This window comes from Halobacteriovorax sp. HFRX-2_2 (assembly GCF_043196705.1).
Classification (GTDB): Bacteria; Bdellovibrionota; Bacteriovoracia; order Bacteriovoracales; family Bacteriovoracaceae; genus Halobacteriovorax_A.
Map to the genome: position 1 here is coordinate 1 of NZ_JBEBMT010000001.1, position 19,942 is coordinate 19,942.

The 19,942-nt window shown below is 37.0% G+C and carries 17 protein-coding genes and 1 tRNA gene; 12 read left to right on the top strand and 6 right to left on the bottom strand.

The annotated features are described in order from the left end of the window. From ABMA79_RS00005 to ABMA79_RS00055, 11 genes are all read left to right on the top strand, one after another. A partial coding sequence (locus tag ABMA79_RS00005) for a hypothetical protein (protein ID WP_393089274.1) occupies positions 1-1,372 on the top strand: 1,372 nt, incomplete at its 5' end. Between the two features lie 83 nt (positions 1,373-1,455). Then, positions 1,456-1,539: transfer RNA gene (locus tag ABMA79_RS00010), tRNA-Leu, on the top strand. Positions 1,540-1,749: 210 nt separating this feature from the next. Beyond that, positions 1,750-2,799, top strand: a complete 1,050-nt coding sequence (locus ABMA79_RS00015; RefSeq protein WP_393089277.1) for a hypothetical protein — start codon at positions 1,750-1,752, stop codon at positions 2,797-2,799. Positions 2,800-2,847: 48 nt separating this feature from the next. Continuing rightward, positions 2,848-3,567 (top strand): hypothetical protein, encoded by a 720-nt coding sequence (locus ABMA79_RS00020; RefSeq protein ID WP_393089280.1) that lies wholly within the window; start codon positions 2,848-2,850, stop codon positions 3,565-3,567. After that, entirely contained in the window at positions 3,509-4,354 is an 846-nt protein-coding gene (locus ABMA79_RS00025; RefSeq protein WP_393089283.1) for a hypothetical protein, read from the top strand. Before ABMA79_RS00020 ends, ABMA79_RS00025 begins: the two co-directional genes overlap by 59 nt. Positions 4,355-4,481: 127 nt before the next feature. Beyond that, complete coding sequence (locus ABMA79_RS00030; RefSeq protein WP_393089286.1) at positions 4,482-4,871, top strand: hypothetical protein; 390 nt, start codon at positions 4,482-4,484, stop codon at positions 4,869-4,871. A gap of 160 nt (positions 4,872-5,031) precedes the next feature. After that, complete coding sequence (locus ABMA79_RS00035) at positions 5,032-5,421, top strand: hypothetical protein (protein WP_393089289.1); 390 nt, start codon at positions 5,032-5,034, stop codon at positions 5,419-5,421. Between the two features lie 62 nt (positions 5,422-5,483). Then, complete coding sequence (locus tag ABMA79_RS00040; protein ID WP_392857560.1) at positions 5,484-6,176, top strand: hypothetical protein; 693 nt, start codon at positions 5,484-5,486, stop codon at positions 6,174-6,176. A gap of 169 nt (positions 6,177-6,345) precedes the next feature. Then, a complete protein-coding gene (locus tag ABMA79_RS00045) occupies positions 6,346-8,136 on the top strand; it encodes a DEAD/DEAH box helicase (RefSeq protein WP_392857558.1) in 1,791 nt (596 codons plus the stop codon). Positions 8,137-8,140: 4 nt separating this feature from the next. Next, positions 8,141-9,298 carry an NAD(P)/FAD-dependent oxidoreductase gene (locus ABMA79_RS00050; protein ID WP_392857556.1) on the top strand — a complete coding sequence of 386 codons (1,158 nt, stop codon included), beginning with the start codon at positions 8,141-8,143 and terminating at the stop codon, positions 9,296-9,298. Between the two features lie 7 nt (positions 9,299-9,305). Continuing rightward, positions 9,306-10,373 (top strand): glycosyltransferase, encoded by a 1,068-nt coding sequence (locus tag ABMA79_RS00055; protein ID WP_392857554.1) that lies wholly within the window; start codon positions 9,306-9,308, stop codon positions 10,371-10,373. Here ABMA79_RS00055 and ABMA79_RS00060 read toward each other — a convergent pair. Together ABMA79_RS00060 and typA are read right to left on the bottom strand one after the other, a co-directional pair. Further along, the gene (locus ABMA79_RS00060; protein WP_392857551.1) at positions 10,362-11,063 is read right to left on the bottom strand and encodes a response regulator transcription factor; all 702 of its coding nucleotides are present in this window, start codon (positions 11,061-11,063) and stop codon (positions 10,362-10,364) included. The genes ABMA79_RS00055 and ABMA79_RS00060 overlap by 12 nt on opposite strands. 233 nt (positions 11,064-11,296) lie before the next feature. Then, on the bottom strand, positions 11,297-13,138 hold the full coding sequence (gene typA / locus ABMA79_RS00065) for a translational GTPase TypA (protein ID WP_392857548.1): 1,842 nt from the start codon (positions 13,136-13,138) through the stop codon (positions 11,297-11,299). A 64-nt stretch (positions 13,139-13,202) separates the two neighbouring features. Here typA and ABMA79_RS00070 point away from each other — a divergent pair, with 64 nt between their 5' ends. Then, complete coding sequence (locus ABMA79_RS00070) at positions 13,203-14,939, top strand: ABC-F family ATP-binding cassette domain-containing protein (RefSeq protein WP_392857545.1); 1,737 nt, start codon at positions 13,203-13,205, stop codon at positions 14,937-14,939. Here ABMA79_RS00070 and ABMA79_RS00075 read toward each other — a convergent pair whose 3' ends face one another. The 4 genes from ABMA79_RS00075 to ABMA79_RS00090 form a co-directional block, all read right to left on the bottom strand. Next, positions 14,940-16,304: a hypothetical protein gene (locus ABMA79_RS00075; protein WP_393089292.1), complete on the bottom strand. Its 1,365-nt coding sequence runs from the start codon at positions 16,302-16,304 to the stop codon at positions 14,940-14,942. Between the two features lies 1 nt (position 16,305). Further along, a complete protein-coding gene (locus ABMA79_RS00080; RefSeq protein WP_393089295.1) occupies positions 16,306-17,391 on the bottom strand; it encodes a hypothetical protein in 1,086 nt (361 codons plus the stop codon). A 94-nt stretch (positions 17,392-17,485) separates the two neighbouring features. Beyond that, complete coding sequence (locus ABMA79_RS00085; protein ID WP_393089297.1) at positions 17,486-18,040, bottom strand: hypothetical protein; 555 nt, start codon at positions 18,038-18,040, stop codon at positions 17,486-17,488. 40 nt (positions 18,041-18,080) lie between these two features. Further along, complete coding sequence (locus ABMA79_RS00090; protein WP_393089300.1) at positions 18,081-19,916, bottom strand: phosphatidylserine/phosphatidylglycerophosphate/cardiolipin synthase family protein; 1,836 nt, start codon at positions 19,914-19,916, stop codon at positions 18,081-18,083. Positions 19,917-19,942: the final 26 nt, after the last annotated feature.

Genomic DNA, 19,942 nt, shown 5'->3' on the forward strand with positions numbered 1-19,942 from the left:
GTCATATATTGCGCGTTTTGATTATGAAGTGGGAGCGTCTAGAGTCATCTCTAATAGTGAAACAGTAGCAAATGCTAGTGAAAAAATTGTTGATCATACCAACTACCATGACCCAATCGTAAAGAAGGTAACTCTTAAAGAGTTAAAGCGAATTATTGATTTTCTATCAAAAAGAGAAGTAACAAATGATGAATTTCTCGATCATCTAGAAGCCTATCCTGATAAGCAAATTCTAAAAGTTCTTGCTGATGATGATATTGATTTTATAAAAAAATCTGTACTTAATAAAGAAAGAACAGAGAGCTTAAAAGAAGCAATTAGATTAACAGTAGTTAATAGCTTTGAGGAACAAAGTAGAGAAGAGTTTAACGAAAACTTCTTTAACAAGGTGGACAGACAAACTTTAAAAGACCTTGTTAAGGCCGAAAATTGGCCAATTGATAACGATGCTCTAAAAGAAGAAATAAAATCTAAAATTCTAAATGAAAAAGGGCCTGAAACCTATAATGAATACATTAATTCAGTTCAGGGCTATGTCGAAGAAAATTATAACGTTCCAAAAGAAGACTTTGAAACAGTTAAAGAAGGTGTTGAGGGAAGTCTTGCTGAAGAAGTGTTGGAGAAAAGTGGCAAGTCTGTAGAGCAATTTATAAGAGAGTCAGAATTCTTTGCCATGAAAGAGAAAGTTGCTCGTATGAGCCACTTATTTGAACAAATGCAGGCAAAGTTAGAGCAGGCCAAGCAATCACCTAGTAATGCCGCTCCTGTAAGCGAGGGGGATGGTGAGTCTCCTTTAGGATCTATGGGAGAGCAGCGAGCAATGCAAGACCTTGAGGATAAGGTTAAGCAACTTTCAAAAGAGCTTGAAATCAAAAATGACTCAATCGAAGTGATGAGCCAAAAGGTTGATGCCGCCAATTTATCTGCAGCAGAAGATAAGCAAGAGCTTTCGCTTGCCCAACAAAAGCTAAAGGAAGAGATTCTAAAGGTTGAAGACCTAGAAAAAGAATTATCAAAGTTTAATGGAGGTGCATCTGGTGGTGCTGGTTCAGGTGAAGATCTGGAGACCAAACTTAAGGATGCTAATATTGAAATCAAGATGTACAAGCAAAGGCTTAAATTTGCTCAGTCTCAAATACAAACACTAGAGAAGGCGAAGAAGGCAGCTGCTAGTGGCGGAGTAAATAATAAGAAAATTGCCCATCTTGAGAAGCTAATGGATAAACAAAATAAGATTAAATCGAAGATGGAGACAGAAATTTCTTCTCTAAAAAAAGATAATCATAAAATAAATCAGGAAAATAAAATCCTTTCAAATAAAATTAAAGACTTAGAGAGAAAGCTTAATAATAAAAATAAATCAGCAGCTTAATTTTTTTCTTGCCATTTTGAATGAAGTCCCTTATAAATATTCTCACGCCTTACCAATGAAATTTTTGAAAAATTTTTAATTGTGCCCAGATGGTGAAATTGGTAGACACGCTAGACTTAGGATCTAGTGCCTTTGGCGTGGAGGTTCAAGTCCTCTTCTGGGCACCATCTTTTTGGTAGATCGCTTTCGCGGTCTTTTTTTTTGCCTTTCTTCAATTTTAATTTAATTTTGTCATTATTTAGCTCTCAACTTCGTAAGATGAATTGATCGTATTACTTGTTTAAACGATCCTATGTTCCACTCTGCACGAAGGCGGTTGCTTCAAATCAATCATTTGTTATAATTAAATACAATTTGTAGTTAAAAATCGGATTTAAGTGAAAATTATAAAAGTAATACTAATAACTCTCTTTTGTTTCTTCTCTGTGCGTGCAGAGCCAATTGATTTTAAAGAAGTAGTAAGAAATAAGAATGTCGATTTCATAAAATTTCCATATCGGATAGCTTTTGATGGAGAACGACTATCTGAAATATATAAGAAATTTATTATTGATGAAGCAGTCGTCAGCATTAACCACGAAATGGTTAAGCGAACAATGAAGGCCAATCAATTAGACTTTTCAAAATTACAAAAGGATACAATTCTCCAACTTTATATTTCTGTCGATTTACTCGATTATAATAAATTCTCAGTTTTCCAGCACAGGCTTAATAAGACAGAACAAATAAGTCAAAAAAGTATGAATAGGATAAAGGAGCAGCTTGGCCAAAAGTCCTTTCGTTCTTCAGTTTTTTATATGGCCTCTTATGGTAAGTTTTCGCAAGCTAATCCATCTTATGCAGATGTTAGCTTTTTACAAAACTCACCAGTCTCATTAGGTCTAAGCTCTGCTTATTATCCAAAGGATAGTTCATATAATATTTCTGGTAGTCTTTATTACTCTTATCTAACGACTGCTGAGATTGACAACTATACTAGTGATAAAGTTAAGGTGGATCCAGAAATTGGTGGTAACATCTATTTCTCATATCGCTTACAGTCTCCTGCCATCTCATTGTATGCAGGCTTCGATTTTGAAAAGTTTAATACTTTCAATCTTGAAAATTTACAGAAGAACGACCTTGTTACTTTCGATACAAATGAAGTGCTCTACCTCACTGTAGGGGCCTCTCGCTCAATAGAGGTACTAGGACATAGGATTTTTACTAAATTAAGCTATTCACAGTCGCTATCATCTCAAAGAAGCATAAGTTTAGCTAACGCAGAAAATACACAAAGCTTTACTGGTAGCAAAATTCTCTTATACCTGTTTAAAAACGTCGGAAATAATTTCTTTGCTCACAGTTTAATTAAATATCATTGGATGAATGGCCCATCTGATATCACGACACTAAGAGTGGGACTAGGTTTTGGCTATATTTTATAAAATTTAAACTTTTATTCACTAATGCCGACAATATATATTGAGGTGTATGTGAAAAAGTATAATTTAATTTCAGTTTTATTTATTGCTCTTATTTTTCAATCTTGTTCATTTGATGCTTACAAGTTTATTGCAGATGACGATTCAGTAGTTGAAGGGGATACTCTCGTTCTAACTCAGGATGATCTCGTTTTTAATCTTGGGACTGTTAGTGAGAAGAGTGATCTCTTGCGATCGGATACTATTTACGAAGATATTCCAAAAAGAAATATCATTGAAAAAGAAATCTCTTTAAAAGGTAATCGCGCTCCAGCGTCTTCAAGTATGGAATATGACCTATATGTCGTTCAAGAATTTGATACGGCCATGAAAATTGCTTTCTATCTCTACAAAGATATTCGTAAGTGGAAAGAGATCAGAGAATTAAATGGAACAGTTGATATGCATGTTGGACAAACAATTAAGGTTCCAAGAATTCCTGAAGAGTTGGAATATATAAGACCTGAAGGCGAGCCATATCTAATTAAGAAGGATGATACTCTGGGAAAAATTTCACAGGGAGTATATGAAGGCAATAGCCGTTTCTGGATTAATATTTGGGATAATAATAAAGAGATCATTGATGACTATGATCTTATCTTTCCTGGGTTTACTCTATACTACAAAGACTTTGAGACAGTTCAAATGGAGTATCATGCGGTAAGAAAAAAGTATGATTTTTCAAACCCGAAAAGAAGAGAGATCAGTTCTGAAAAAAATATTAAAAAATAAGAAAAATAGAACTAATCAAATTATTTTAATCTCCTTGATCGTTGTGGGAGTGGTCATTGCTTCAGCTTTTATAAATCCTTCTAAGGATAAAGCTGTCGTTCCTATTCTCCCTGTTCCAAAAGTTAGCAAAACAAAAGAGAAGCCTACTGAAGTTGAAGTGGCTGAAGTGGTTGAAGAACTCAAGGTTGTTGAGAAGGTCGAAATTCAGCAGATTGTGATTGAAAGAGGAACTCCTAAAAATAAGAAAGATATGATTACCGAATCCTTTAATTGGAGTTCTCTAAATCAATTATCTAAATCTGGTAAATACGTTGTCGAAGTTCTCAATAGCAAAGATAAAGTAATAAATAGAGAGATCGTTAATCAACGTTCATATGACTTCAAAGAAAATCAAACCGGCCATTATAAAATTAAAATTTCTCATTTTGAAAATGATCAACTCGTTTCATTTGGCGAAAAGAACTTCATTCTTACTCCCCCTGAAAATAGTAGGCCGAAGCAGATGAATAAGTATGTGATGAAGTATAATTCAAAAGATAAGTGCTACCGAGTCGATCTTCCTGATTATAAGACTGCAAAGAAATACTATATTGAAATTTATCGCGATAGTAAGATGAAGCGAATCGTCAGGGAACTCTGGTCTGATAGGTCTGAATTCTGTTGGCGTAGCACCCGAGATGGACGCTATTATTTTCGCTATAAGTATATCGATTACTGGGGTGGCCGTTCTCAGTATTCTGCTACTTCTGAAGTTATTTTTCCCATATCTCCAATGACAAATTTCTAATGGCATTAGAATAAGGTTAATATTTTCTTAATCTTTCTCAATTTGTATGAACTTGGTTTGTCGAGCCTCTTAGATATTGATAGGTTTTCCCATATCAAAATGTGAATTCTAATGAGAGGGAGGATTTATGCCTAAAATGTTAAAGGGATTTCTGTGTTTACTTGTGCTTCTAACGGGGCTTAATTCATTTGCAAATGATCAAACGGATAGTGACCAAACAACTGAGCCAATGCCAGTACCGTTAAGTACTGCTTGTATGGTACAGGGAAACTTTGGTGACAACTTACCAGTTAGAATAAAAATGAGTCGTGTCTTTCATGAGTGGGCCAAAAAGCGCATTATTGATAATACAACGATGGAAGAGTGTTATGAGATCGCTGGTGACATTGCCAATCTTGATATCGGAATAAAAGATGTAAAAACGGGTGAGATCATCAAGACTATCTCTGCGAAGCTGTGGTTTAAGAATTTTGAAACTTCTGAATTCATCGAAGACGAAGTATTTCGCGACTTCTAAAACAATTTCAGCTACTTGAGGCCTTTTGGTATTTAAAGGGCCTCGATAAATTCGTGTGTACCTTTTGTACAGCACTTGTAATGCTTTCAAGATTGAGTGAAATATTCTTTGTTGATGATAATCTGATTTTAGTTCAATTCTTAAATTAAAGGAAATTAACATGAAGGCATTATCATTCGCATTCTTTACTCTATTGATTTCAGCTAGCTCATTTGCTGGTGATCTTGATCTTGAGTTAGAGAAGAAGCTAAATACAATCAAAGAAGAAATTTATCATCATGAGCAAGAGAGTACTGCTCTTAATATTTCAATTATAAAAAGGCAAAAGGCCCTTGATAGTCTTCTTTTAAAAAGGCAGATTTTAGCAGAAGAGACGGCATTACAACATGTTATAAGAAACTTAGAAGATCGCCTTGCTCATAATGACTATTCTGCTGATGAAGAAGATCGTATTCTCGATGCGATGAATACATTACTAGAAGTTAGCGCGGAAGACGGAGAAGATGCCGTTAATCGCTTCTTCAACGATCACAAAGACAATAGAGAGTAATATAGTTTTATTTAGAGCCTATTGTCTTTGCCCAAATTTTCAAATGGTGGTAAATAGATGGCATGAAGACTCTTATTTTAGTATTTGCGGCGATTTCATCATATGCAATCAATATCAAAAAATTTGAAATAGACTACCGTGAAAAATCAAAGGAATTTGATGTCTCAATGCTTTCTGGAAAAAAGAAGGGCATTCGCTTCTATCAGGGAACAATTAGCGATACGATTGCTCAGCCTGTTGATAAGGTTCTAGAAACAGTTCTTGCCTTTGATAAGCGTTGTAATAACGAGTACAGGGATAAGCGTACGCTTTCTGCTAAAAATATCTCATGTCCATTCTCTAGTGATTCCCTAATCGAATCAGTAATCATTAAAAATCTTAAAGTTAAGAAACTGGATAAGAATGAAATTAAGCGTTTTGTTGTAAAGCGCAGATCATATAATCGCGGTCTTTATACATATAATGACCTTATTCGTGTCTATCGCTATATGGATGGTTTCAAGATCACGATGGAGATGTTGAATGATAAGCAATCTAAGGCCTATATCTCTTCTCCTCTTAGTAATAACAGTGTGATGCAAACCTCTGGTGGGGTTTACTATATAATGCCTGCCTCCGGTGGCAAAACTCGCTATACATACACATTTACTTGTAGCACTGACCATTGGTTACTTAATAAATCCATCACGGTCTCAACATTTTTTAGCAACATGGCCAAAAATTTACGATCAGAGTTTAATACAATTAATAATTGAACAATTGTATTATTTCCACGGCCCTTGAAACACAGCGTCTAGCGTGTTAGAGTCCCGGAAATTAAGAAATTACGCCTATTAAAAATGACGGTCACTTAGTCATTATCCCGCTCTTGTCGAGCAAAAAATCCGTGGCCAGCATTCTAGGCTTGCGTTTAAGGAGTCAAAATTGAATTTTAACGAAATTCCACTTAAGGAATCGCTGCTTCGTGCACTCGAAGATAGAGGGTTCGAAACAGCTACAGATATCCAGTCTAATGCTATCCCATTACTAATTGAAAAAGACACTGACTTTGTTGGTCAGGCCCAAACTGGGACAGGTAAGACTGCGGCTTTCTCTCTACCACTACTTCACCGTATTGATGGAAATGAGAAAAATATCCAAGCAATTATCCTTTCTCCAACGAGAGAGCTTGCTAACCAAATCAATGAAGAGATTAAGAAATTCTCAACTTTTGAAACAGTTAAAACGATGTCGGTTTATGGTGGTACACCAATTGATAATCAAATTAGAAATCTAAAAAAGATTAGACCACAAATCGTTGTAGGTACTCCAGGACGTGTTCTTGACCTTATCGATCGTGGTGTACTTAAACTTGAAAATGTTAAGTATGCAGTTCTAGATGAAGCTGATGAAATGCTTGATATGGGATTCCTTGATGATGTTAAGGAAATTCTTGCTCAAGCAGAAAATAAGAAGACGTGGATGTTCTCTGCAACGATGCCACCTGCAATTCTTGATTTAATCAAAAACTACCTTGATAACCCTGAGATCGTAAGAGTTCAAAAGAAGACTCTTTCAAATGATAATATCACTCAGAAGTTCTACCTAGTACGAGATCAAAACATGAGAGAAGCGGTTTGTCGTCTTCTTGATGCTGTTGAAGACTACTACGGGATTATCTTCACAAAGACAAAGCTTGAAGCAAGCTCTCTTTGTGATGAACTAAACCTAAGAGGTTATCTTGCAGATTCTCTTCACGGAGATATGGACCAGAAGCATCGTGATGTAACAATGAAGAAATTCAAGAACAAGAAAGTTAAACTTCTTGTATGTACTGATGTTGCTGCTCGTGGGATTGACGTTGATCACTTAACTCACGTTTTCAACTATGGCCTTCCACAAGATCTAGAGTCTTACGTACACCGTATTGGTCGTACTGGACGTGCAGGTCAAAAAGGTTTAGCTCTTTCAGTTGTTTCACCAAGTGAAATTAGAAAGATCTCTGCTCTTGAAAGACTAACAAAAGCAAAGATCGAAAGAGAAAGAATTCCAACTGTTGATACTCTTAAAGGTGCAATGGTTCGTCGTAAACTTAATCACTTTGATGAAATCTTTGAAGAACTTGAAGGTGATGACAACCTTGATGAAAGCTTCAATATTTTCGCTGAAAACTTTGATCACCTAGAAAAAGAGCAAGTACTAAGAGCGATGTACATGTCACTTTTCTCTGATAACTTAAAGCGTTTTGAAATGAATCCAATCATTGATATGGAGCCAAGACAAAGAGGTGAGAGAGGAGAGCGTGGTGCTCGTGGTGAAGTTAGAGCTGACAACCGTGGAAATATCCGTTGTTTCGTAAACTACGGACGTGATGATGGAGCTCAAATTAAGTCTTTCCTAGACGCAATTGCAGGTGAGCTTAATATTGACCAGAGAAAGATCCGTAACGTTCAGTTAAAAGATAAATTCTCTTTCATCGATATTCCTATCGAAAGTGGAAAGCTACTTATTAACGGTGAAGAACAAGTATTTATCGGTAATAAAAAGCTAAGATTTGAAGCGACAAAAGAGCGCTCACGTGATGGTGGACGCGATGGTGGTCGTGGTGGACGTTTTGGTCGTGGTGGCGATCGCGGTGGACGCGGTGGTGATCGTGGCGGTCGTGGTGGTTTTGGTAACCGTCGCAACTCTGGACGTTCAAACGGTAATAGAGGAAACTCTCGCAACTCATTCTAATTAAATGAAAAAATATGATGTCATAATCATTGGTGCTGGTGCCGCAGGTTTATTCTGCGGCATTCATGCTGCCAAGAGAGGAAGAAGCGTTTTAATCCTTGAAGGTGCCAAAGGTCCTGGAAAGAAAATTCTTGTCTCTGGTGGAGGCCGTTGTAACTTCACTAATCTTGATGTCACTCCTAATTTCTATGTTTCAAGTAATCCTCATTTTTGTAAGTCGGCCTTAAGCCAGTATACGAATTGGGACTTTATTTCTTTTATTTCTGAACACAATCTAACGTATACAGAAAAGACTCTAGGGCAGCTCTTTTGTGATCAAAAGTCTCGTGGAATTCTCGAGGCGCTACAAAAGTCTATTCCAAGTAACTGTGAATTGAGAGTAAATAGTCGAGTTATCGACGTGGAACACGAAGAAGAGTATGTGGTTTCTTTAAGTGATGGGACAACCTTCTCAAGTGAAACACTTGTTCTTGCAACTGGTGGTCTTTCTTTTCCTGGGCTTGGAGCAACGGATATCGGTTATCGTGTGGCCAAGAAATTTGGTCATAAATTAATCGAGACGACACCTGCACTTGTTCCGTTTACGCTAGATAAGGTTAATGCGAACCTGGCAGGTATTGCAATTGAGTCGGAAGTAAAAGTAGGGAATAAGAAATTTCTAGAAAATATTCTATGGACTCACAAGGGACTAAGTGGCCCATCGATCCTAAAAGCATCGTTATATTGGAATAAGAAAGATGAAGTGAAGATTAATTTTCTTCCTAAATCTGATCTTTATGAAATCTTAAAAGAACATAAGAAAAAGAATCTAGTGAATGCTTTAAAGGGACATCTACCAACTCGCTTTGTAGAGCTTTGGCTTGCTCAACATGAGCTTCCTTTAAATAGAAATTGTGCTGAATTGTCTGGGGCGCAAAAAGAAAAACTTATCGAAGTTATGCACCATTGGACTTTTGTACCAAGTGGAACTGAAGGTTACCGCAAGGCCGAAGTTACGAGAGGTGGTGTCGATACAAATCAAGTAAGCTCTAAATCAATGGAGAGTCGATTGCAAAAGAATCTTTACTTTGTAGGTGAAGTTCTTGATGTTACAGGACTTCTAGGAGGATATAACTTCCAATGGGCCTGGTCCTCTGGCTATGTAGCTGCAAAATATGTATAATTTCTCTATGAGAAATAAGAGAAAAGAAAAAGCAGTCGTATTTACTGGTGGTGGAAGTGGCGGACACGTTGTTCCTGCCCTTACTTTAATTGAAAAATTAAAGCAGGATGGAGTAAGGATTTACTATATCGGCTCATATACGGGAATTGAGTCTAAGCTCACTCAGGATAAGGTTAATCGCTATATTGGTGTTTCAACCGGTAAGCTTAGAAGATACTTAGACTGGCAAAATGTGACAGATATTTTTCGCTTAATGATTGGGCTAGTCCAATGCTTTTACTATCTTGCCCATATTCGAATGAGAGCAAATACAATTGTATCAATGGGGGGCTTTGTTAGTGTTCCTACTGTTATTGCAGGAAAACTCCTCGGTTATAAAATTATTGTTCATGAACAGACTTCTCGTGTAGGACTTGCAAATAAGATTGCTTCACTTTTTGCTCACCGTGTATTTGTAAGTTTTAGAGATTCATTAAAATACTTTCCTCAAAAGATTGTTCGTTATTCTGGTTATCCGGTACGTGATGAGTTTAAAACAACTCAGTTAAAAACTCGTACTTTCAAAGGTATTGAATTAAAAGACTCCGAAGCACCTATTTTCTTTATCACTGGTGGGGGAAATGGCTCAAAACTTTTAAATGATAAAATTAAAGAGAACTTGGATTCGCTAACGAAGCAATTTGTTGTTATCCACCAAGTGGGGAGCCAGTATATTGATGAATATAGCTCTCTTGAAAGCAGCCGTTACTATCCAGTTGCTTTCCTTGGTGATGAAATGCCAGATCTAATGAAGGCCGCAAAGTATATTATCTCTCGCTCTGGTGCGGGAACGGTGGCGGAGTTAATTGCAATTGGAAAACCAAGTCTTTATATTCCCCTGAAGATCGCTCAAAAAAATGAACAGTATCATAATGCAATGGAAGCAAATCGTCTTTTGGGGTCGGTTGTTATTACTGAAGATGAATTTGGGAATTGTGATTTACTTGAAGAAATTAAAAAGATCCCATCACATGCTACCCCTCAAGATAGGGAGCATGCGAGTGAGATTATATTAAAAGAAATTCTACAGTCTTAGTAGGACACCACGAGACTTAATCGTCTTGATGTAGTTTGAGAAAGGCTTAATCTTTCTTCTTAGATTTGATAGGTGAGTATCAATATTTTGTGAGTTCACATCACTGTCTGCCCAAACTACTTGAGAGATATGATCTCTTGAAAAGATTTTGTTAGGGTTTGAAGCTAATAGCGTGATGATCTTATACTCAGTTGTCGTAAGCTTAATCTCTTTACCTTCAAGAGTGACATTTTGCTGATCAAGGTTGATTGAAAAATTATGATCTTCAAAATTAATCTCATTCTTCTTTTTACGACGGTGCTTACTCTTCTTAGCTTCAACTTTATTTTTAATACGAGCAACTAGTTCATTGATAGTAACTGGCTTAACAATAAAGTCTTGTGCACCAATCTCAAGCCCTTTTACACAAGCTTCTTCAGAAGGGTCTCCCGTTAAGAAGATAACAGGTGTACGAGGAGCTAGTTCTCTGGCCTTGCTGAATAGTTCGAAACCATTCACTTCAGGCATGTGAAGATCCAGTACCATGATGTCTGTTTTATTAGTGTTTAAGAAACTTAGTAACTCTAGAGGGTTCTGAATTAACTCCAGATCAAAATCATCCTCAAGAAGATCTTGATAGTTTTCTAAGTTATCGCTGTCGTCGTCAACGATTGTTACGTGTGGCTTATGTGCCTTTAAAGATTTTGACATGATTCAACTTCTCGTTCTTTAGTTTTGAACTATAACGTATTGATTTTAAAGGTTGGTTCATATAATCGTCAATAAGATAAATATATGTTCACCGCGTCTTTGGGGAATAATTTATAGAATTTCTTTAATTATAGGTACTTAAGGAGCTGTAATCTTGATAAAAAAAAGCCCCTAGTTTCTCTCTAGGGGCCTATATTCGTAGCTTTAAAAATTTTTAATGCCGACAATTTTGCCTAATCTTTACTCTTTTTTTCTTTTCTAACTACTGAACGTTTATTAGCAGCAAGCTCTTTCTTTCTGATACGGATATTTTGTGGAGTTACTTCAACCCACTCATCATTATCAATCCAGTCTAGTGCCCACTCAAGAGTTCTTGGTCTTACTGGTGGAAGGATGATATTTTCATCTTTACCAGCAGTACGAACTGAAGTCAGCTGCTTACCACGACAGATATTTACGTTGGCATCGTTCTCTTTCTTACTTTCACCGATAACCATACCTTCATAAACCATATCACCTGGTTCAACAAAGAATTCACCGTTGTTAAGAAGGTTAAAGACAGCGTACCCTGTAACTTTACCAGCTCTATCTGAGATAATGGCACCGTTTTGACGAGCAAGCATATCTCCTGCGTATGGACGGTAACCTAAGAATTCAGTTGAAAGGATCCCTTCACCACGAGTATCAGTCATGAAAGCACCACGGTAACCAATTAGACCACGTGATGGAATTTCAAATTCAATTCTTGTACGGCCTTCACCAATTGGCATCATTGAAGACATGATCCCTTTTCTGATTGAAAGCTTCTCTGTTACAACTCCTGTGAAATCATCAGGAACATCAAGAACTGCTAGCTCATATGGCTCTTGTCTCTGGCCGTCGATTTCTTGGAAAAGAACTTCTGGTCTTGAAACCATTAGCTCAAAACCTTTACGTCTTAGCTCTTCGAATACGATAGCGATTTGAAGCTCACCACGGCCCTTAAGCTTATATACTTTTGCATCATCAGTTGCTTCATACTTAAGAGCAACGTTTAGACGACAAGCATCTTGTAAGAATTCTTCAAGCTTTCTTGAAGTTAGGTATTCACCTTCTTGACCACTCATTGGAGATGTTGAAACCGATACGTTAACTGCAACAGTTGGCGGTTCAACTTCAATTCTTTCTAATGGGTTTTGAGCTGTCGTTGGAGTGATTGTATCTCCAATATGAACTTCTTCAATACCTGCACAGATTACGATCTCACCAGCGTGAGCTTCGTTAACTTCAACAGTTTGAAGACCTGAGTAAGTTTGAATATTTGAAACTTTAAAGTTTTTAGTTTTACCATCACCGATACAAGTGAATTGTTGATTTTTAACAATTGTACCTTTGTGGATACGACCTACAAATTGCTGTCCTAGGAATTTTGAGTATGTAAGGTTCGATACTAGAAGTTGTAGTGGAGATTCAATATCTCTTTCTGGCTCTGGGAAGTAGTCAGATACCATAAAGTCTAAAACTGGAATCATGTCTTCTCTAACTACACCTGGCTCCATTGCGGCCCAACCATTTTTAGCTGAAGCATAGATGAAAGGGATATCAATATCGAAATCTTCAACTTCAAGTTCAGTCGCAATTTCAAGAAGTAGGTCTTCACATTCACCTTTAACTTCGTCAATTCTTTGGTCTGGACGGTCAACCTTATTGATAATAACGGCAACCTTAAGTCCACGTGAAAGTGCCTTTCTAAGTACAAAACGAGTTTGTGGAAGAGGACCTTCAGAAGCGTCTACTAGAAGTAGTACACCATCAACCATCATTAGAGATCTTTCTACTTCTCCACCAAAGTCCGCGTGGCCTGGAGTATCAAGTAGGTTGATCTTTGTGTCTTTGTAAAAGAAAGAACAGTTTTTAGCTGTAATTGTAATCCCGCGTTCTTTTTCGATCTCGCCAGAGTCCATTACTCTCTCTTCAACTTCAGCGCGTTCGTCAAAAGTGTTTGATTGCTTTAGGATTTCATCAACCATGGTTGTTTTACCGTGGTCAACGTGCGCAACTACTGCGATGTTTTTTAATTTCTCGAATTGACTCATTGTGCCCCTTTCTTGTCTGTCTTATCTGCTTTCTATTAATGAATTTATTTGCTACACAATATATATGATTCAGCTTGTAAATGTAACTAAATCTTTTGGTGGCCGAACGCTTTTTGAAGAAGTGACGTTCTCCCTCAATACGGGTGAAAGAATAGGCCTAGTCGGACGTAACGGAACTGGTAAATCGACTTTGTTTAAGGTTATTACTGGTGTCGAGTCCCATGATAGTGGTGAGGTGAAGATACCAAAATCTTATAAAATCGGTACGTTAGATCAACATATCCACTTCACACATGAGACTGTACTTGCTGAATGCATGTCGGCCCTTGGGCCTGAATTTGAATATGAGACTTACCGTGCGGAAAAACTCTTAACTGGACTAGGCTTTTCTGATGAAGATTTTTTAAAAAGCCCCCAAAGTTTTTCTGGTGGATATCAGATTCGAATTAATCTCGTCAAAACTCTTTTGACTGAGCCGAACTGCCTATTATTAGATGAGCCAACAAATTATCTTGATATCGTCTCACTTCAATGGCTTCGTTCATTTTTAAGAACATTTCAAGGTGAAGTCATTATCATTACTCACGACCGCTCCTTTATGGACTCAGTGACAACTCATACTATGGGTGTTCACCGTGGAAAGCTTAGAAAAATAAAAGGGCCGACAAAGAAGTACTACGAGCAACTTGAGCAAGATGAAATTATCTATGAACAAACTCGTGTGAACCAAGAAAAGAAAATAAAGCACATGATGGATTACGTGGATAAGTACCGTGTAAGTGCCAGGGGTGCATCGCAAGCTCAGTCACGTCTTAAGGCGATTGAGAAAATGCAGGATATGAAGCAACTTGAAAAGATTGCTGACTTAGACTTCTCATTCAATCATATTCCTTGTCCTGGGAAACAAATTATGAAAGTTCATGACCTAAGCTTTGGCTATGGTGATGAAGACTTATTTTCAGGAGTTAGTTTTGAAGTCGACCGCGAAGATCGAATTGGGATTATTGGAAAAAACGGAAAGGGGAAGTCGACTCTTCTCAATGTTCTCTCCCATGAACTTAAGCAAGGGACTGGAGAGATTTGGGAACACCCAAGTCTTGCTCTTGGTCACTTTGGCCAGACTAATGTGAAACGCCTTCATGCGGAAAATACAATTGCTCAAGAGATTCAAGAAGTTAATACAGAACTTCCTATTACAAGAGTAAAGGCCATTGCTGGGACAATGCTCTTTACTGGTGAAGATTCTGATAAGAGAATCTCTGTGCTGTCAGGTGGTGAGAAAGCAAGAGTTATGCTTGGAAAGATTCTGGCAAAAAAAACGAACCTACTTTTCCTAGATGAGCCGACAAACCACTTAGATATGGAGAGCATTGAGTCTCTTGGTGAGGCCATAAACGAATACGAAGGGGCATGCCTCATTGTTACCCACAATGAAGACCTTCTAAGGTCTTGTGTTAATAAGCTTGTGATCTTTAGAAAAGATGGCGCTGAGTTTTTTGAAGGAACTTATGATGAATTCCTTGAAAAGATTGGCTGGGAAGAAGATGTTAAACCAGCAAAAGAAAAGCCTGCGCCTGTAAAAGTGGAACCAGCTAAGAAAGAAGAGCCTAAAGTATCTGGAAATAAATACAAAGAGGAAGAGGTTATGGCCCAGATTGAAACTTTAGAAAAGTATCAATCTGTTCTTGAAGAAAAAATTCAGAATGCTTCAGCGGCCGGTGACACCGATGCAATAACTAGCGCAGGCCATGAGCTTGAACTAGTTAATGCAAAAATTGATGAATTATTAGAGTTACTATAATTACTGTTCTTGTACAGATGTTGAATTTGATGAGTCAGGTGTTCCTGTTCGAATGGCCTTATCTGCTTTGGCATTAGCACATTGTGTGGCATCGTTTTCATCACAAGGGCAGTAGGCCAGAAGTTTTGACTTGATATCAAATTTCTTCTGTTTTTCAGAGTGTGCTTCACAAATTAGCTTCTTAAGACATACTCCCTTATTCGAACAATTAGCATTCTTTCCTTCAAATAATTTTTCATCCGAGTCAAAGTTACAATTGTAATAGATTAAATCGTCAGGAAGAAGTTCTTCTTCTTGTTCAATCTCTTCTTGAATAGGAACAAATTTTTCTTCGTCTCCACCATCTGCTTCACGTGGAATTGATTCCGGAATTGCCACTGGTTCTTTTTCTTCGACCTGTGGAGGTGTCGGTTCCTCAACTGGTTCTTGAACAACTGGAACCTCTGGTGTTTCTGGCTTTTCAAAAATCGTTGCAAGTCTCTCTTTTAGAGCGTTACAGCTGAAGGCCTTCTTAGGTGTACTCTTTGATTCACAAAAACAATTCACATTATCAATGATCTTTTCAAATGTTTCTTTGTTATTGTTGTAGCGTTCCTTTAGAGATTCTTTAAAGTTAGGAACTTTTGCAGAAGCCTCAAGACATTGCGCTGTCGCATGAGCATAAGAAGGTGAGACCTTGATACAAATACCAGCTTCACTATTTCTCTTTGAGTTTCTTGTCGCAACAAATTGTACTGGGTCTAGACTAGAGTCGTAGGCTCCGAATATTTTTGGGTTACAACGGAATAGGTTTTTTCCACCACAGCTATAGTTATTAGTATAAACTTCTGAATCGACACTCTTAACTTTATCAAGTCCCGAAACCTTCCAAGGTGCTTGGCAATAACTCCCTTTTCTTGTGGATGCCCATCCTCCAAAGTAACACATATTATTGCAATCTTGTCCTTCGGCACAGGCCGTAGGAATTAGCATATCCATGACAAAGTTAAATGAATACCTGCCACCATTTGTACTTTCAACTTTATAAAGTCCATTTCGTGATACTTCGGAAAGAGTTTTCAGATAAGCTTCGATAATATCTGAAGTATATTCACTTTGTGGAAGCATCGTTAAAGCTTTCTGATAAATATAATTATCTGAAACTGCAACATCTGTTGTTGAAATAGGGTAGGTTACTTGAATCCCTATTTTTGGGTTCTTTAAAAATGGTTTAACCTTAATATATTTCTTCGACTTCGTTTGAATTAAGTAGTGTTCTTTCGTAACATTAATTAATTTTCCCGTATTATATACAGTCGGAACCGTAAATGCGTACGTATTAAAAATTGAAGTAATTGAAAATAGAACAGAAATTAAAAACTTCATCTTATACCTCCGTTCCTAGTTCAATAACACTACACTTGTTCTCAATCGTTGAATTAAGAATTGTTTTTACGTGACATGGATTTTCGTCAACAGTCTCCTCATCATTGAACTCACAAGTAATTTGGTAAGTTTGATTCTTACACTTGTAGGTTTGAGCACACACTCGAGACTTTGAGTTATCATCGATACATTGCTTTGGATCTTCTTGTGAGAAAGAGATCAGTTCAAAACTTGCAAAATCAATTTGTTCACTTTGATTTGTACAGATCTCATCACGACACTTTCCGTATAGCTTCGCGGTTGGTGTGAAGCCATCTTTAGGGTCGTACTTATAACTTTGATCGATTGGATAACAATTACTTCGTCCAACTTTTTCAAGTTCTTCCTCAGAAAGCTCTAATCTCTTTGGTCGACAATTATTCTCTTTTGCTAAGATATTCTTTGTTCTCTCGTAACAGAAGTAATACCTTCTCTCAATTTCTGGAGTTTGTTCCTCAACTGGCTCTGGCCTAGTGGCCGAAGTTGTTTTTACTTCAAGGTCACTACGATCCTTTGGATTTAGTTGGGTGACCTTTACAATATTGCGAGCACTTTCATTTTGAATACAACGAATAGTCATCTCTCCATTTGAGACGATTCTAAGAGTCGTTTGTGAATAATCATAGCAGTAATTACTTTCTTTATTCACTTCCTCTTCTTTGACCTCACGGTAGAGCTTTCTTACTTCTTCTCTATCGCGATATACGTCGAGTTTTGCACGAACATTACTAAGAATATCGCGGGTACTTGTTGATGTATCTCCATTGGCAATCTTATCTAATAATGCCTTTTCCTCTTGTAAAAGAGGCTCGGCCTTTTCCATAATAACTTCTGTAAGTCTTGCTTTTAAATGTGCTGTAAATGCAGTTTTGTAGGCATCTGACTCTAGAATATTAATCTTTGAACCATGAACACTTGCTTCATAGAACTCATGTCCTTCAATGATTTGATCCACAACCTTGTCGTCATTTGCAAGCAAAGGTGTTGAGAAGAGTAGTGGAGCTATGAGTCCACATAGTTTTAAAATTTTTTTCTTTGAATAAATCATTACGATAATTCCCTTTCTCTCATTACTTTATTCTTATCGGAGAGATGGGGGAAATACTTGAGTAAATGTGTTCTTTTCTAAGTGTTTAAAATCTCTATTGGTTGTGAGATTTCACTTTGTTGTCTTTATGGTTTCGTTGGCCTTTGTGCTCGCCACCTTTTTGATTAGCTTGCGACTGGTTAATGACATGATCGCGTGATTCTAGAGTAACTTTCGTTGCACTAAACCAAGGATCTTCAATTTTAATTTGGTCTTCATTGCCATCTAAGATTGTGATCACTGGTATAATATCGTAAGAGTCTTTCTTTTCTTGTTTCACAGAAAGCCTAATCGTTTGTGGCCCTTTGCCTTTTCGAGCACTTGAGTTCCCAAGTTCAACGATATACTTGCTCTCTTTTCTTAGGGTCTTGTACTTTTTTCGTGGGCAACCGCCAAGCTTATAAGAAGTAATGACATCAGCTGCACAGCCATCACTTATATAGTACATAAGATCGTACTCGACGATTATACGATCAGGAGAGTCAGCATCAATAGTGATTTCTTTTTTAGGAAAGAAGCTTTTATTAAGCTTTATCTTCATTTCAGAAGCCTGAATTACTATTGCAAAAATAGTCACTAATGAAATTTTAAAGATATAACTGAGCTTCATATTACCACCTAAGAATAGTTTCCTAGGCACTCATCGGAAATTATTTTAAATTATTAAATTTTAGTGGAACCGAGTTTGCCATATCTCTAACAAAGACTTCATCTAGCTCTCGATTAAGCTCCTTGTCTAAACAAAGTAGGGTGTTTTCGTATGAATGATCGGTAGCATTGTGTTGGAAATTGTAACTACCAATACTTGATAAGATTCTATCAAAATAAAAAACTTTTGAGTGAAGAAAGCTAATGTGTAGCCAAACACGCGTATTATCAAATCCTGAATAGTCTTTGATTAAGTTTGCAAAATGGGCCTCTCCAAAGTGGTCGTTCCACTTCTTTATGCTCTTAAGTTTTTTCTCTATTTTCTTACGAAGCAATTTATCGCTAATGCCTTCAGTTAAAATGAGGTCCTTAATCTCTTCATTTTTTATATCGATTATTTCATTACCTGTCATATCTGTGCCTGTTGTAATGAAATCTAGTGAGATACCTCTTTCTTGGAGACCTTTTAACTTGTAATGAAGTTTGTTGAACATTTTAAAAGTATCAAATTTCTCAATGAGTGGTGCATCTTTAAAAACCGAGTTGTAATAAGTGTCAGAGCGAATCGGATCCATAATACCCAGGTAATTTTGAATATGGTTAAGGGCCAATAGGTAGGCGTCTCCAATATTATTTTGATACTCATAAGGGGATTGTTGAATAAAGCGACAAACACCATTCATGCGCTCTTCTTTATTATTTAATACCTTGTGGTATTGGGCCTGACCCCTTAACTCGTTCTTTGTTTCCCATTCTTGTCTTGCTTTGTAAAAGTTAAGCTCTTTATCTAGGTTTGCAATATGCTGCCCCGTACGTCTGATAATACTTCCTCTATTTCCTCTTATGATACGAGTATTCTTCTTTTTAAAATATTGCCAATCTTTTAAGAAACCGATGGCGATATCAGTAACAAGTGGACCTTGGATAATGACATCAATATCCTTATTCTTAAAATCCGTATCCTGCGATAAATTGTCTGCATTTAATTGATTCTGACCACCGATAATTGCAGTCTTTCCGTCGACAACAAGCTTCTTATGGTGATAAACGGTACGTCCTTCATATTTCCAGAAGTCATTTGCTCTTATAAATTGTACACCCTTCTTTTTTAGTTTCTTAGGACATTCATTATGTCCTAGGGCCTTAGACATCATCTTATCGTCCATAACATATACTTTGACACCTCTTTGGTGAGCATTTATTAGCTCATCTACAAGTACCTTTACCGATTTGTCACAAACAAAGCTAAGCGAAGACATTAGGACTTCTGATTTTGCTCCTCGAATTAATTCCAATTTCTTTTGATAAGAATGATGATTTTCTAGAACTCTTATTTTATTTCCAAAACTCAGTTGAGATTTGGATACTTCATCCATTCTGACTTGAAAGTCTGTTGAGAAATAAGGATGTTCGATTGTTTTAAAATCAATTTTTTCAAAGTCTTTAGAAAATAGAGAAAGATCATTAATCTTTTCTCTAATAGGTGAGTGGTTTAAAAAGCCCCACTCTTTTAGTGGATATTCATCCACAAGGTGGTGTCTGGCCTCAGTAGAAAAGTTAAATTGAGAGAAGTAGTTGATCTTGGCCTCATTAAAGGTCGTCCCTCTGTATTCATTAGTATAGGCCTTAAAATCTGTTCGGTAGTCATCTTGTAAAAGGTGCCAAGTTAACTCGTACCACCTAGTATTCTCAAGCCTGCCATATTCATCTTTTTTATAGCTGTATGTTGCTCTGTCCTCGTTTGCCTGATCAATAACATAGTCTCGATCTAAAAATGGAATCTGAAGCGCAAGGGCGTTCGTGGCCATGATGAATATGAGAATTGATTTTACATACATGCTCATATTCTAGAGCGAATTAAGGA